Raw genomic sequence first — 14,113 nt, forward strand, 5'->3', positions numbered from 1 at the left:
GCGCGTTCGGCTGCTGCTTTCCGTACGGATCGATCGCGCCGATGCTGAAACTCGTCCTGCGTTTCGTGAAGACCGACGATCGCGCGCAGCTCGCGCGCGCGCTCGGCTGGCTGTACGGTTTCGTGCGGCCGCACCGGCTCGCGATCGCGGGGCTGCTCGCGTTGTCGGCCTGCGCGTCGCTGCTGGCGCTCGCGCAGCCGTGGCTCACGAAGGAGCTGATCGACCGCGGGCTCGTCGGCAAGGATTTCCGGATGCTCGTCGCGATCGCGTTCGCGATGGTGTTCGCCGGCTTCGTCGGCACGCTGCTCGGCGGCGTCAACCGTTACCTGCATACGCGGCTGTCCGGCCGCGTGCTGTTCTCGCTGCGCAGCGCCGTCTACGCGCACCTGCAGCGGCTGTCGCCGTCGTTCTACGGGCAGCGCCGCCTCGGCGACCTGCTGTCGCGCCTCGACGGCGACGTCGCCGAGATCCAGCGCTTTGCGCTCGACGCGCTGTTCTCCGCGGTGTCGAACGTGATCGGGCTGGTCGGCACGCTCGTGCTGCTGGTGACGCTGTCGTGGAAGCTGTCGCTGGTCGCGCTGCTGCTGATTCCGTTCGAGATCCTGTGGCTGCGCACGATGCGCCGCAAGGTCGAGCGCGATGCGCGGTCGGTGCGCGAAGGCGCGGCCGACGTGTCGTCGTTCCTCGTCGAGACGCTGCCCGCGATGAAGTTCATCCAGGCGGCCGGCCGCCAGCGCGCGGAGCAGGCGCGGCTCGACGGCCTCGGCGAGCGCTACATGGAGCGCCTGCTGAAGCTGCAGGTCACCGAATTCATCACGCAGTCGGTGCCCGGCACGCTGACGTCGCTGTCGCGCGCCGGCGCGTTCATCGTCGGCGGCTACTGGGTGATTCGCGGCGACTGGCCGCTCGGTTCGCTGATCGCGTTCTCGAGCTATCTCGGGATGGCGATCGGCCCGGTGAAGAGCCTGCTCGGGCTCTACGTCGCGCTGCAGCGGATGACGGTGAGCCTCGGCCGCGTGATGGAACTGCAGCGCGCGCTGGTGGCCGTGCAGCCGCCGGCCGTCGCGCGTGAGCTGCCGCCGCGCGGCGACCTCGAATTCGTCGACGTGTGGTTCGCGCACGACGAGCGCGCGCAGCCAGTGCTGCGTGGCGCCGCCGCGCGCGTGCCGGCCGGCAGCAAGGTCGCGTTGTCGGGGCTGTCGGGCAGCGGCAAATCGACGCTGATCGACCTGATGCAGCGCTTCTACGATCCGCAGCGCGGCAGCGTGCGCATCGACGGCGTCGACCTGCGCGACGTCGATCTCGATGCGCTGCGCCGGCACGTCGCGGTCGTCAGCCAGGACATCGTGCTGTTTCGCGGCAGCCTCGCGGACAACATCCGTTACGCGGCGCCGAACGCGACGCGCGACGACATCGCGCTCGCCGCGCGCGCGGCCCGCCTCGACGAACTGATCGCGACGCTGCCGGGCGGGCTCGACGGGCCGGTCGGCGAGCGCGGGCAACAGCTGTCCGGCGGCCAGAAGCAGCGCATCGCGATCGCCCGCGCGCTGCTGCAGGCGCCGGCGATCCTCGTGCTCGACGAGGCGACGTCGGCCGTCGACGAAGCCACCGAGCGGCAGGTCATCGCGCAGATCGACACGCTGTTCGGCGATCGCACGCGCATCCTCGTCAGCCACCGCGCGTCGACGCTCGCCGGCGTCGACCTGCATTTCGAGCTCGCGGACGGGCAACTCGCGCGCCGCACGCACCGGGACGTCGCGCATGCGTGACGACGGGAGCGTGCGCGTCGGTATCGTCGACAGCGGCTATCCGCCGTCGCTGAGCGCGCGCGTGGTCGACGCGCGGCGCTTCTCGCTCGACGATGCTTTGGTACTGCGGACCGGCGCCGCCGAGCCGGACCGGCTCGGCCACGGCAGCGCGATCTGCGCGACGATCGCGGACGCCGCGCCCGATGCGGCGCTGATCGTCGCGCAGGTGTTCGACGCGCGCGGCGTGACGAGTGCCGCGCAAATCGCGCACGCGATCGACTGGTTGCTGACACAACGTGTTCGCGTGATCAACCTGAGCGTCGGTGTGCGTGCCGATCGCGACTCGCTGCGCGACGCATGCGCGGCGGCCGTCGCGCAACGCGTGACCGTGTTCGCGTCGAGCCCCGCACAAGGCACGCCGGTGTTTCCGGCCAGCTATCCGGGCATCGTGCGCGTGACGGGCGATGCACGTTGCGCATTGGGCCAATGGTCGTGGCTCGACAGCGCGCAGGCCGATTTCGGTGCGATCGTCTCGAGCGGCGCACCGCGCGCGCCGGCCGGCGCGAGCATCGCGTGCGCGGCGCTCAGCGGCCATGCCGCGCACTGGTTCGCGCGGCACCCCGACGCGGATACCGCCGCGCTCGTCGCGCATCTGCGCGAAGCCGCGGCTTACGTCGGCGTCGAACGGCGCACCCACGCATCATGAAGCGCGCGCCGATCGCCGTGCTCGGCGCAGGCCCGGCCGGCGCCGCCGCCGCGCTCGGCCTCGCGCGGCTGGGCTATCCGGTGACCGTCGTCAGCGAATGGCGGCGCTTCGATGCGGTCGAAGGCGTGTCCGATCGCGTGCTGCAAGGGCTGCGCCATGCGGGGCTCGTGCAGGCGGCCGCGTGCGCGCTGCCGCCGTGCGCGCGCACGACGCGCTGGAACGGCGACACGCGCACGCTCAATCACGAACACCTGATCGATCGCCGCCGTTTCGACGAAGCGCTGCGCCGCGATCTCGCCGCAGCGGGCATCGCGGTGCGCGAAGCGACGGTGCGCGCGGTGCAGGCCGACGGCGACGGACATGCGATCCGCATCGATACGCGGGCCGGCTGCGACACGCTGCATGCGGCGTTCGTCGTCGAGGCGCGCGGGCGCCTCGCGCCGCTCGCGCGCGACGCGATGCGCGGGCCGCAAACGCTGAGCCTGCTGAACGTTTGGCAGCGCACACCCGGCGATCCGGCATCGGCAGTCGAGAGCCTGCCCGACGGCTGGGCGTGGATGGCGCGCCTGCCCGACGGCCGCTGCTACTGGCAGGCGACGCTCGACGTCGCGACCGCGACGCTGCCGCCGCGCGACGCGCTGCCCGCGTGGTGTGCGACGCTGCGGCACACGCCGCTCGCACGCGACTTCTTCGGGAACGAGGCCGGGGACGATGCGCGCGTGTTTGCACGCACCAGTAGCGCGACGCTGTGCGGCGACACGGGCGGCACGAACTGGCTGCGTATCGGCGACGCGGCAATGGCCGTCGATCCGTTGTCCGGCAACGGAATCTTCCAGTCGCTGTCATCCGCGCTGCAGGCGCCGGCCGTCATCCATACGTTGCTCGCGCATCCGGAGCGCGCGGCACTCGCGCTGCGCTTTCACGAGCGGCGCATCACCGCGCTGTTCATGCGTTTCGCGCGGATCGGCCGCGACTTCTACGCGCTCGACACGCAATGGACCGATCGACCGTTCTGGCGGGCGCGCCGCGCGTGGCCCGACGATGCGCCGTCGCATCGCGCGCCCGATTTCGACGCGCTCGCGATCGAGCGTGCGCCCGTGATCGAAGGCGATACGATCGCCGAAGCCGACGTCGTCACGAGCCCCGACCAGCCGCTCGGAATCTGGCATCTGCAAGGCATCGCGCTCGCGCCGATCGTCGCCGCGCTGCGCGACCAGCCGGCCGCGCAGGTGCTGGCGCAGTTCGCGCCGCAGCAAGCCGCGCTCGTGCGGCGCTGGCTCGAAACGCAGGGTTATCCGTTCTCGCGCGCGTAACGCGCGCTCTTTCTCTGTCCCCCCACCTCGTCGTGCCTGCATGCCGCGATGCTCGGGTCGCCGCATGCGCGTTTTCGCGCGGACGCTTCTTCTGCGTCGCATGTCGCGTCTCAAGTTGAGACGCGACATGCGACACGCGATGCGAATTGCTACGCGATTGATACGCGATCCCGCACGAATCGACCGCACCGCTCAATGAAATGGAACGCAGCCCGCGCATCGCGGTCTTGAAACCGGTGATGGCATGCCATCTGCTTATCGAAGGTCAAGCGCCGCACACGCCGCGCGACCGACCATCGACCGTTTCATCTTTCTAGCCCGCATTCCACATGAAAAAACTACCCTTCATCCTGTCGGCAGGATTCCTGATCGGTTGCGCGAACGCGCATGCACAAAGCTCCGTCCTGCTGTTCGGTGTGCTCGACGAAGGCATCAACTACACGAACAATGTCGGCGGGAAGTCGTCATGGCAGATGGCGAGCGGCGATCTCTCGACCAGCCGCTGGGGCATCAAGGGCGACGAGGATCTCGGCGGCGGGCTGCACGCGATCTTCGACCTGGAAAGCGGCTTCGCGGTGGAAAGCGGCCAGCTCGGCTACGGCAACCGCCTGTTCGGCTTCCAGTCGTATGTCGGGCTGCAGTCCGCGCGGCTCGGCACGCTGACGCTCGGCCGCCAGTTCGATAGCGTCTCCGATACGATCGGGCCGCTGACCGCGAACGGAAGCTGGGCCGGCTTCCTGTTCTCGCATCCGCTCGACAACGACAACACCGACGCGTCGTTCCATGCGAACAACGCGGTGAAGTACACGAGCCCCGTGGTCGGAGGGTTCTCGGGCACTGTGATGTATGCATTGAGCAATCTCGCCGGCGGCTTCGCGCAGAACCGGATGCTCGGCGTCGGCCTGAACTACACGTACCAGACGCTGTCGGTCGCCGCCGTCTACGAGAACATGTCGAATCCCGGCACCACGGCGGGCGGCGCACTGACGCCGGACGACACGGATTTCGTCGCGGGCAACCAGAAGATCTACGGGATCGGCGTGAACTACGGAATCGGCGCCGCGACGCTCGGCGCCGTGTATTCGCACGTGAACGTCGGGCACCCGGATGCGTCGCTGTATGCGGGCAGCCTCGGCCTCGCGAATGCGCGGCTCACGTTCGACAACATCGAAGTCAACGCGAAGTACAACGTCACGCCGTCGTTTCTGGTCGGCGGCATGTACACGTACACGCGCGGCGGTCTCGATCAGGCCGGCGTGAAGTCGTCGCTGCACTGGAACCAGTTCGGCGCGACGGCGCAGTACCTGCTGTCGAAGCGCACGTCGGTCTACACGCAGGTCGCGTATCAACTGGTGGGCGGCAGCGCGACCGGCACGCCGCTCGATGGCGCGCTCGTGCCGGGTTCGCCCGGTGCGTCGTCGAACGGGCACCAGATCGTCGCGCGCGTGGCGCTGAATCATACGTTCTGAGCGTGCGTGTTGCATGCCGTGCCGCGCACCGGTGCGGCACGCGGCGCTCAGAACCCCTGCATCGTCACCGTCGGATCGACGACCAGATGCACGACGCCGTAGATCACAGCACCGATCAGCACCGCGAGCACGATCGCGACGAACGGCAGCATCGTGAAGTTGGCGTTCGCGAGATCGGTCGCGTGCGCCTTGCTGTTGCGTACGCCGAAGAAACTCCACAGAACCAGGCGGATCATGCTGAACAGTTTCATGATGTTGCTCCTTTCCTCTATCGGTTGACGCTATCGTCGATCCGACAGGCGTCCGAAAAAAGAAGCAGTTGCGCACGGTTTTTGCGCAGCACGGGCTGTGCGACCGCGTGTCGCATGGGCGCAGCACCGCGGCGGCGCGCGCGTCAGAGATCGAGCACGAGCGGCTCCGCGGCCCCTTGCGCCGGCTGCGCGACGCACAGCAGCGCGCAGCCCGGGCCGACCGATGCATCGTGCGCCTGCACATAGTCGACCGCGCCGGACAGCACGCGCGTCGCGCACGTGCCGCATGATCCGGACCGGCATTCCGACGGCACCGCCACGCGTTGCCCTTCGGCGAATTCGAGCAGCGTGCCGTCGGCGGGCGTCCATCCGGCATCGCGCGCCGAGCGGCGAAACACGACGGGTACGCTCGGTGCCGGCGACGCCGCTGCCGCGCGGGCCGTGCTGCGCGCGACGCTCGACGGCCCGAACGCCTCGAAGCGGATACGCTCGTCCGGCACGTTCAGCGCGCGCAGTCCTTCATACAAATCGCGCATGAACGCGGACGGCCCGCACAGATAGAAGTCGTAGTCGTCAAACGGCAGGATCCGCTTCAGTTGCGCGATGTCGATGCGGCCCGGTCGCGCCGCGCCGTCGCGTTGCGGCTGGCTGTCGAACCAGTGCAGCGCGACGCGTGCGTCGGTGTCCGCGATGCGTGTCAGCGCCGCGGCGAACGGCCGGTCCGCCGTATCGCGTGCGCCGTGCACGAACACCACGCGGCGCGACGGCGCATCGTCGGCAAGCGCGCGGCGCAGCATCGCGATCATCGGCGTGATGCCGATACCGGCCGACACCAGCACGGCCGGGCGCGGGCTCGCGACGTCGAACGTGAAACGGCCGCGCGGCATCTGCGCGTCGAGCGTCATGCCGGCCCGCGCGTGGTCGTGCAGCCATGTCGACACGCGCCCTTCCCGCTTCACGGTGATCCGGTAATCCGCGCCGCCGGGCGCATCGGAGAGCGTGTAGCTGCGGATCGTCGGCGCATCGTCGCCGGGGACCGCGACCCGCAGCGTCAGATGTTGTCCGGCTTCGTATGCGGGCAACGCGTCGCCGTCGGCCGGTTCGAAATGGAACGAACGAATCGCGCGCGCTTCGTCGACGATCTTCGTGATGCGCAGCGACCGCCATGCGGGCGCTGGGGTAGGTGTGGCCGCGGAGAGCGCCGGCCGGGCCGTTGCCGCCGCGCCACCCGACGCCGCTGCTATCGCCATCGCCGCAAACTGCGGCGCGGGCTCGACCGCCGACCACCGGAACGGCAGTACGCGCCGCGTGCGCCGCACTTCGCGTACATGAAACCGCACGACGCGCTGCGCGCCGGCGAAGGACGCGACGAGCGGGCCGTCCCATACGATCTCAGCATCGGCGGCGACGTAGAGCAAATCGCCGCTGTCGAAATCGACGAACAACAATCCCGCGCGCGGATCGTGCTGCAGGTTGCCGAGCGTGTTGAAGAAGCGGTTGCCGCTGAAATCCGGCGTCGTCAGCGTATGCGCATCGTCGACGCGCACGAAGCCCGGCATCCCGCCGCGATGCGACACGTCCGCGCCGCGCGCGGAACCCGCATCCACCGACGTGTTCGCACTCGCGACGAAGAACGTATCGGCCTGCGCGAGCAGCGCGCGGTCCGCGTCGCTCAGCCGGTTAGATATGTCGGATGCGCCCGATACGTGGGATACGCCGGATGCATCGGATGGATTGGATGTATTGGATGCGTTGGATGCGTTGGATGCGTTGGACACGCTGGATACGTCCGATACGTCGGATTCAACCACCTCGGCCGCTGCACCAACCTCGTCCCCGACAAACGTCGGCTTGCGGCCCTGGATGTACTTCGCGCAGTTGCCGAAGCTCTGCTCGACCGCGATCGTCAACGCATCGCCATCGATCGCGCGCACGACGCCGTTCACGCGATTGCGCCGGCGCGTATCGAATTCGATCCCGAGCCCGCCGAGCGGCGCGCCCGGCCGCCACGCGCCGGCCAGCGGATCGCCCGGCAGCGCGCGCGCCGCGATGCGCAGCGTCCGGGCGTCCGGCGACGTGACGAAACCCGGCGCACCGACCCGCAACGTCGCCCACGGCTGGCCGCTCGCATCGACGCCGCCAAGCACGAAAAACGGCAGTTGCGCGAAAAACGTCCGGTGCTGGTCCGGCATGAAGCGCCGGATCCCGCGCCGGCCGGCCGCGCTCGCCGCGTCCGTCACGCCTGCGCGCTGCTGCACGGCAAGCTCGCCCGCGTGGAATGGTGCGGTGTCGAGTTCCCAGCCCGGTACGACGGCGGTCGGCGCATTCATCATGTTCTCCTGAACAAGCGCGGTGGCAGTGACCGTCAAGCGGCGAGCAGGCCCGCGCGCGTCGCCGGCATCGCGACGAAGCCCGGCAACGCCTCGATACGCGCGAGCCACGCGCGCACGTGCGGATACGGTTCGAGCGACACGCCGCCTTCCGGTGCGTGCGCGATGTACGTGTACGCGGCGATGTCCGCGATCGTCGGCTGCGCGCCGGCCGCGAACGGCTTGCCGGCCAGCTCGCGATCGATCACGTCAAGCACCTTCGCGGCCGTGCGCTTGGCCGCTTCCGCGTCGAGCTGTGCGCCGAACACGGTCACGAGCCGTGCGGCCGCGGGACCGGACGCGATCGGGCCGGCCGCGTACGACAGCCAGCGCTGCACGACCGCCGCGCCGACCGGATCGTCGGGCAGCCAGTGCGCGTCCCCGTAGCGCTTCGCGAGATACACGAGGATCGCGTTCGAATCGGCGATCACGGTGCCGTCGTCGTCGATCACCGGCACCTGCCCGAGCGGATTGAGCGCGAGAAACGCCGGTTCGCGCTGCGCGCCGGCCGCGAGATCGACGTCGATGGTCCTGGACGGCAGCCCGAGCAGCGACAGGAACAACCGGACACGGTGCGCGTGCCCGGACAACAGGAACGAATAGACGCGAATGGGCGAGGCGGGCTTGCTGGCGGCAGACATGGAAACACTCCGGAATCTCGCGCCGCCGGGGATCGGCGACGAACGGCTCCAGCGTAGCGCTCGCCGTTCGTCGCCAGAAGACGGATAATCGCGGAAACATTCTCCGCTTTCATAGGACAATCGACGATGGCTGATCTGCGCGACGTGAACCTGAACCGGCTGGCGATCTTCGTCGCGGTGGTCGACGCCGGCTCGCTGACGGCCGCGGCCGAGCGGCTCGGCCTCGCGAAGACGGTCGTCAGCACGCACATGCAGCGCCTCGAATCCGAGGTCGGCGCGAATCTGCTGGTGCGCACGACGCGGCGGCTGAGCGTGACCGATGCCGGACGCGTGTTCTACGACGCGTGTCGCGAGATCGTACGCGCGACCGAAAGCGCGCTCGACGCGGTGTCGTCCGACGCGGGGCCGCTGCGCGGCACGCTGCGCGTGAGCGTGCCGATCGACTATGGCGCGCTGGTCGTCGCGCCGGCCGTCGTCGCGCTGCGCGACGCGCATCCGGGGCTCGACGTCGAGCTGATTGCGAACGACCGCGTCGTCGATCTCGTCGCCGACAACCTCGACGTCGCGATCCGCATCGGCCGCCTCGCGGATTCGAACTACCGCGCGGTGCAGTTGGGCGAGTATGAGAAATGGCTGGTCGCGAGCCCGGCGTTCGTCGCGCGCCACGGGCTGCCGCGCGAACCGGACGCGCTGGCCGCGCTGCCGTTCGTGATGCTGTCGACGCTGCCGCGCCCGCATACGATCGAGCTCGACCATGCACGCGACGGCCATGCGGCGGTGCGCTGTGTCGCGCCGGTCGTGTCGAACACCGCGACCGCGTGCCGCGCGATCGTGCTCGCGGGTGGCGGCTTCGGGCTGCTGACGGATTTCTCGACCGCGGACGACGTCGCCGCCGGCCGGCTCGTGCGGCTGCTGCCCGCGTGGCGCTCGGCGCCGGCCGGGATCCATGCGGTGTATCCGTCGACGCGACTGCCGTCGCCGAAGGTGCGGGCGTTCATCGATGCGATGAAGGCGAAGCTCGGGGAAACTCCGGCCGCACCGATGACACGGCGGTCGCGGTCGAAGTAGCAAAAAGAAGAAACGTGAAGGTCAGCGCTCAATACGCGTGCATGAGTCGTCTCACGAGCAACGACTTCAGGTCTTGCGCGAGGCGAGGATAGTCGTCCGATCCCCACGTCCTTACCCGCCCGCTTCGCCCAACGTCCCCAGCAACACCTTCCTGCAGCTCGCGACCATCTGCGCCTCCGGGTCGCGATAACCGGTGAGCAGCCACGCCGCGCCGACGTTCGTCATCGCGCCGACGAGCGCGAGCCCGATCAGCCGCTGCTCGGTGCGCTCCGCCGGCGTCACGGCCTCGCGCGACGCGCCGATCGCCATGATCAGCTTGCCGAAGTCGAGCAGCATCCGCTGATAGGTCATGTCGGTATCCGCGCTCACGCCCATCACTTCGAGCAGCAGCACGCGCGCCGCGCATGGATCGCGCAGGAAACCGAAGAATGCGGCGAGCCCCGCGTCGACACTCTCGCGCAGATCGCCGCCGCGCTCGGCCACCGCGCGCGCGACCGCGTCGTGCAGCTGCTGCGCGTGATGCAGATAGGTGCAGCGCAGCAGATCCTCGGTGCTGTCGAACGCCGCGTAGAAATAGCGGTCGTTGAGCTTCGCCTCCTGACAGATCGACCGCACGGTCGCCTTGCGAAAACCCACCGTGCCGAACACGCGCGTCGCCGCGCGAATCAACGCGTCGCGCCGCTCGGCGGCCCGTACCTCGGGCGCCACGCCGCCATACGACCGGCCCCTTTTTTCCGTTTCGAGTGCTTTCTCCATTCCGCTATTTGACATCAGGACACCCGAAAACTAAAGTGGTGACGATCAACACCACAATAGATGCGCCGCCGGTACAGCGCAAGCGGCACGGGAGGACGACGAATGAAGGGCTTTTCCGGCAAGGTCGCCGCGATCACCGGCGCCGGTTCGGGCATGGGCCGCAGCCTCGCGGTCGAGCTCGCGCGGCGCGGCTGCGAGGTCGCGCTCGCCGACGTCAACGACGTCGGGCTCGCCGGCACGGCGGCCGCATGCGCGAAGCACGGCGTGCGCGCGAGCACGCGGCGGCTCGACGTCGCCGATCGCGACGCGGTGTTCGCGTGGGCCGATTTCGTGCGCGCGGAACACGGCAAGGTCAACCTGATCTTCAACAATGCGGGCGTGTCGCTGGCCGCGAGCGCCGAGACCGCGCGCATCGCCGATCTCGAATGGATCGTCGGCATCAACTTCTGGGGCGTCGTGCATGGCACGCAGGCGTTCCTGCCGCATCTGCGCGCGTCGGGCGACGGGCATGTGATCAACACGTCGAGCCTGTTCGGGCTGATCGCGATGCCGACGCAAAGCGCGTACAACGCGACCAAGTTCGCGGTGCGCGGCTTCACCGAAGCGCTGCGCATGGAACTCGAGCTCGACGGCGCACCGGTGAGCGCGACCTGCGTGCATCCGGGCGGCGTCGCGACCAACATCGTCGATGCAAGCCGCGTCGACACCAGCATCCATGCGCTCACCGGCCAGGACGAAGCGACCCATCGCCGCCAGGCAAACCGGCTGATCAACGCGACGACGGCCGACGATGCCGCACGGCAGATCCTCGCCGGCGTCGAGCGCAACGCGCGCCGCGTGCTGGTGGGCGCCGATGCGCGTCGTCTCGACAAGCTCGCGCGCCTGCTCGGCGCCGGCTATCAGCGGCTGATGCTGCGCCACGTGCGCCGCGCCCGCACACGCAACCTCGAACGCGCGCATCCCCCGGCCGCGCGCCCGACCACGCCGACCAAGGACCCCGCATGACCTCGACGACGACCGACCGGCGCGATGCGCCGCCCGCCCGCGGCGACAGCCGCGACCTCGACGTGCTGATCGTCGGCGCCGGCCTGTCCGGCATCGGCGCCGCGTATCACCTGAAGAAGCGCTGCCCGCATGCGAGCGTCGCGATCGTCGAGGCGCGCGATGCGATCGGCGGCACCTGGGACCTGTTCCGCTATCCCGGCATTCGTTCGGATTCCGACATGTTCACGCTCGGCTACAGCTTCCGCCCGTGGCACAGCGACAAGGCGATCTCCGACGGCCAGACGATCCTCGACTACATTCGCGACACCGCGCGCACGTACGGCATCGACAAGACGATCCGCTACGGCCAGAAAGTCGTCGCGGCCGACTGGGATTCGAACCGCGCGCGCTGGACGGTGCGCGTCGAGCGCGCGCACGACGGCACGCGCGACACGCTCGTCTATACGTGCCGCTTCCTCTACATGTGCAGCGGCTACTACGACTACGACGGCGGCTACCTGCCCGACTGGGCCGGCATGGAATCGTTCGAAGGCCGTATCGTGCATCCGCAGCACTGGCCGAAGGACCTGTCGTACGCGAACCGGCGCGTCGTCGTGATCGGCAGCGGCGCGACGGCCGTCACGCTGGTGCCGTCGATGGCGGCCGACGCGCAGCACGTGACGATGCTGCAGCGCTCGCCGACCTACATCGTGTCGCTGCCGGTGCGCGACAAGATCGCGAACGCGTTGCGCCGCGTGCTGCCGTCGAAGCTCGCGCACCGGCTCGTGCGCGTGAAGAATGTGTTGCTGACGATGTACCTGTACAACGTGTCGCGCCGCAAGCCCGCGCGCACCAAGCGGTTCATCATCCGCGCGGCCGCGAAGCAACTCGGTGCCGACTTCGACGTCGCGAAGCACCTGACGCCGCGCTACATGCCGTGGGACCAGCGCGTGTGTCTCGTGCCGAACGGCGACCTGTTCAAGGCGATCCGCGCGGGCCGCGCGTCGATCGTCACCGACGAGATCGAGCGCTTCACGCCGACCGGCCTGAAGCTGAAAAGCGGCGAGCAGCTCGACGCCGACGTGATCGTCACGGCCACCGGGCTGAAGGTGAAGCTGCTCGGCGGCGCGCGCGTGACGGTGGACGGCCGCGCGGTCGACTTGCCGCAGACGGTGTCCTATAAAGGAATGATGTACAGCGACGTGCCGAACCTCGCGTCGTCGTTCGGCTACACGAACGCGTCGTGGACGCTGAAGGCCGAGCTGATCTCGCGCTACGTGTGCCGGCTGCTGAACCACATGCGTGCGCACGGCTACGACACGTGCGTGCCGCGGCTCGGCGCCGGCGATCTCGGCGACGTGCCGGCCGTGAACCTGAGCTCCGGCTACATCCAGCGCGCAGCCGGCATCCTGCCGAAGCAGGGCCACCGCAAGCCATGGAAATTCCATCAGAACTACGTGCTCGATCTCGCATCGCTGAAGTTCAGCGGACTCGCCGATTCGGCGATGCAGTTCGAACGCCGCGCGCAAGCCGGCCCGGCCGCCGCGCCGGTTGCCGAACCCGTACTCGAAACCCGCTGAGGCCGACATGAGCCATACGCTCCATCTGATCCTGAACGCGCTGCTCGGCGCCATCGCGGTGCTCGCCGCGCTCGCGCTGTTTTCCGGTTACGTCGCGAGCCGCGTGACGCGCGCGTTTCCGCCCGAGGGCCGCTTCGTCGACGTCGACGGCGACCGCCTGCACTACGTCGAGTACGGCAGCGGCCCGCCGCTCGTGTTCGTGCACGGGCTCGCCGGCCAGTTGCGCAACTTCGCGTACCTGCCGCTCGCGCGGCTCGCGCAGCGGCATCGCGTGATCCTCGTCGACCGGCCCGGCGCCGGCCGCTCGCTGCGCGGCGCCGGCTCGCAGGCGAACGTGTTCGCGCAGGCCCGCACCATCGCCGCGTTCATCGACGTGCTGAAGCTCGACCGGCCCGTGCTCGTCGGTCACTCGCTCGGCGGCGCGATCGCGCTCGCCGTCGGCCTCAACCATCCGGAGCGCGTGAGCCGGCTCGCGCTGATCGCGCCGCTGTCGCACGAGCAGACCGAGCCGCCGGGGCCGTTCAAGCCGCTGATGCTGCCGTCGCCGCTGGTGCGCCGCTTCGTGTCGTGGACCTTCGCGATCCCGCTGACGATCCTGACGGGCCGCAAGGCCGTCCAGCAGGTGTTCGCGCCGGAAGCCGTGCCGCGCGACTTCCCGGTCAAGGGCGGCGGCCTGCTCGGGCTGCGCCCGCACGTGTTCTACGCGACGGCGACGGACTTGCTGTCGGCGCCCGTCGACCTCCCCGCGATGGAGCGACGCTACGCGGAACTGTCGTTGCCGGTCGACGTGCTGTACGGCCGCGCCGATCCGATCCTCAACTGGCGCGACCACGGCGAGGCGCTCGCGAAGAAGTCCGCGCGCGTGCGGCTGAAGGTCGTCGAAGGCGGGCACATGCTGCCGGTCACGATTCCGGAGGCGACGGCGGACTGGCTGCTCGAAGTCGCCGCGCAGCCGGGCGATGCGACCGTGCGGGGCACGCATGTCGAGCATTGATAGCCAGAGCGGGTACTGACGGGCTGCACCTGCGTGGCGATGCGCAGGTGCGGCCTCGCTCCTTACGACAGGCAAGTCGTTGAGTCGCGCGTCCGATGGGTGCTCGGCATGTCGGCCGCGGGCGCGCGCTGTGGCTCGCGGCACCGCCGCTTGCGTACGTCGCGCCGGCAGTCCGGCAGTTCGGCGGCCGGTCGCGCCGGGTCGCGGCGGGCCGGGTCGCGGCGGGCCGCGCCG

General features: G+C 69.6%; 12 protein-coding genes. 8 read left to right on the forward strand and 4 right to left on the reverse strand.

Features of this window, described 5'->3' with window-relative positions; genetic code table 11:
• Positions 1–41: 41 nt before the first annotated feature.
• The 4 genes from O1Q03_RS12000 to O1Q03_RS12015 all read left to right on the forward strand — a co-directional run bounded on the left by O1Q03_RS12000 (position 42) and on the right by O1Q03_RS12015 (position 5,236).
• Complete coding sequence (locus O1Q03_RS12000) at positions 42–1,769, forward strand: ABC transporter ATP-binding protein (protein ID WP_269503663.1); 1,728 nt, start codon at positions 42–44, stop codon at positions 1,767–1,769.
• Entirely contained in the window at positions 1,762–2,454 is a 693-nt protein-coding gene (qhpE, locus tag O1Q03_RS12005) for a subtilisin-like serine protease QhpE (RefSeq protein ID WP_269503665.1), read from the forward strand. The genes O1Q03_RS12000 and qhpE overlap by 8 nt, the downstream gene beginning before the upstream one ends.
• The gene (gene qhpG, locus O1Q03_RS12010; protein WP_269503666.1) at positions 2,451–3,767 is read left to right on the forward strand and encodes a flavin-dependent monooxygenase QhpG; all 1,317 of its coding nucleotides are present in this window, start codon (positions 2,451–2,453) and stop codon (positions 3,765–3,767) included. Before qhpE ends, qhpG begins: the two co-directional genes overlap by 4 nt.
• Before the next feature lie 329 nt (positions 3,768–4,096).
• Complete coding sequence (locus tag O1Q03_RS12015; protein WP_269503667.1) at positions 4,097–5,236, forward strand: porin; 1,140 nt, start codon at positions 4,097–4,099, stop codon at positions 5,234–5,236.
• 47 nt (positions 5,237–5,283) lie between these two features.
• Here O1Q03_RS12015 and O1Q03_RS12020 read toward each other — a convergent pair whose 3' ends face one another.
• The 3 genes from O1Q03_RS12020 to O1Q03_RS12030 all read right to left on the reverse strand — a co-directional run bounded on the left by O1Q03_RS12020 (position 5,284) and on the right by O1Q03_RS12030 (position 8,497).
• Positions 5,284–5,487, reverse strand: a complete 204-nt coding sequence (locus O1Q03_RS12020; RefSeq protein WP_269503668.1) for a DUF2970 domain-containing protein — start codon at positions 5,485–5,487, stop codon at positions 5,284–5,286.
• 143 nt (positions 5,488–5,630) lie between these two features.
• A complete protein-coding gene (locus O1Q03_RS12025; protein WP_269503669.1) occupies positions 5,631–7,817 on the reverse strand; it encodes a pyridoxamine 5'-phosphate oxidase family protein in 2,187 nt (728 codons plus the stop codon).
• 35 nt (positions 7,818–7,852) lie between these two features.
• Positions 7,853–8,497 carry a glutathione S-transferase family protein gene (locus tag O1Q03_RS12030; RefSeq protein ID WP_269503670.1) on the reverse strand — a complete coding sequence of 215 codons (645 nt, stop codon included), beginning with the start codon at positions 8,495–8,497 and terminating at the stop codon, positions 7,853–7,855.
• 126 nt (positions 8,498–8,623) lie between these two features.
• On the opposite strand from O1Q03_RS12030, the gene O1Q03_RS12035 reads away from it, so the two are divergent.
• Positions 8,624–9,565 (forward strand): LysR family transcriptional regulator, encoded by a 942-nt coding sequence (locus O1Q03_RS12035; RefSeq protein ID WP_269503671.1) that lies wholly within the window; start codon positions 8,624–8,626, stop codon positions 9,563–9,565.
• Between the two features lie 111 nt (positions 9,566–9,676).
• On the opposite strand, the gene O1Q03_RS12040 is transcribed toward O1Q03_RS12035, so the two are convergent.
• On the reverse strand, positions 9,677–10,321 hold the full coding sequence (locus O1Q03_RS12040; protein ID WP_269503672.1) for a TetR/AcrR family transcriptional regulator: 645 nt from the start codon (positions 10,319–10,321) through the stop codon (positions 9,677–9,679).
• A gap of 102 nt (positions 10,322–10,423) precedes the next feature.
• Between O1Q03_RS12040 and O1Q03_RS12045 the strand changes: the two genes are divergently transcribed.
• From O1Q03_RS12045 to O1Q03_RS12055, 3 genes are read left to right on the forward strand one after another with little or no spacing between them, the layout of a single operon-like run.
• A complete protein-coding gene (locus O1Q03_RS12045) occupies positions 10,424–11,326 on the forward strand; it encodes an SDR family NAD(P)-dependent oxidoreductase (protein ID WP_269503673.1) in 903 nt (300 codons plus the stop codon).
• Positions 11,323–12,885, forward strand: a complete 1,563-nt coding sequence (locus tag O1Q03_RS12050) for a flavin-containing monooxygenase (protein ID WP_269503674.1) — start codon at positions 11,323–11,325, stop codon at positions 12,883–12,885. Before O1Q03_RS12045 ends, O1Q03_RS12050 begins: the two co-directional genes overlap by 4 nt.
• A 7-nt stretch (positions 12,886–12,892) precedes the next feature.
• Positions 12,893–13,879 carry an alpha/beta fold hydrolase gene (locus O1Q03_RS12055; RefSeq protein ID WP_269503675.1) on the forward strand — a complete coding sequence of 329 codons (987 nt, stop codon included), beginning with the start codon at positions 12,893–12,895 and terminating at the stop codon, positions 13,877–13,879.
• The last annotated feature ends 234 nt before the right edge of the window (positions 13,880–14,113 follow it).

This window comes from Burkholderia sp. IMCC1007 (assembly GCF_027257875.1).
Lineage (GTDB): Bacteria > Pseudomonadota > Gammaproteobacteria > Burkholderiales > Burkholderiaceae > Burkholderia.

Bases quoted from the DNA above. Each gene is read 5' to 3' on its own strand.
- O1Q03_RS12050 (WP_269503674.1), top strand. From the start codon at position 11,323: ATGACCTCGACGACGACCGACCGGCGCGATGCGCCGCCCGCCCGCGGC.
- O1Q03_RS12055 (WP_269503675.1), top strand. From the start codon at position 12,893: ATGAGCCATACGCTCCATCTGATCCTGAACGCGCTGCTCGGCGCCATC.
- qhpG (WP_269503666.1), top strand. From the start codon at position 2,451: ATGAAGCGCGCGCCGATCGCCGTGCTCGGCGCAGGCCCGGCCGGCGCC.
- O1Q03_RS12030 (WP_269503670.1), bottom strand. From the start codon at position 8,497: ATGTCTGCCGCCAGCAAGCCCGCCTCGCCCATTCGCGTCTATTCGTTC.
- O1Q03_RS12000 (WP_269503663.1), top strand. From the start codon at position 42: ATGCTGAAACTCGTCCTGCGTTTCGTGAAGACCGACGATCGCGCGCAG.
- O1Q03_RS12045 (WP_269503673.1), top strand. From the start codon at position 10,424: ATGAAGGGCTTTTCCGGCAAGGTCGCCGCGATCACCGGCGCCGGTTCG.
- O1Q03_RS12040 (WP_269503672.1), bottom strand. From the start codon at position 10,321: ATGGAGAAAGCACTCGAAACGGAAAAAAGGGGCCGGTCGTATGGCGGC.
- O1Q03_RS12025 (WP_269503669.1), bottom strand. From the start codon at position 7,817: ATGAATGCGCCGACCGCCGTCGTACCGGGCTGGGAACTCGACACCGCA.
- O1Q03_RS12020 (WP_269503668.1), bottom strand. From the start codon at position 5,487: ATGAAACTGTTCAGCATGATCCGCCTGGTTCTGTGGAGTTTCTTCGGC.
- O1Q03_RS12035 (WP_269503671.1), top strand. From the start codon at position 8,624: ATGGCTGATCTGCGCGACGTGAACCTGAACCGGCTGGCGATCTTCGTC.
- qhpE (WP_269503665.1), top strand. From the start codon at position 1,762: ATGCGTGACGACGGGAGCGTGCGCGTCGGTATCGTCGACAGCGGCTAT.
- O1Q03_RS12015 (WP_269503667.1), top strand. From the start codon at position 4,097: ATGAAAAAACTACCCTTCATCCTGTCGGCAGGATTCCTGATCGGTTGC.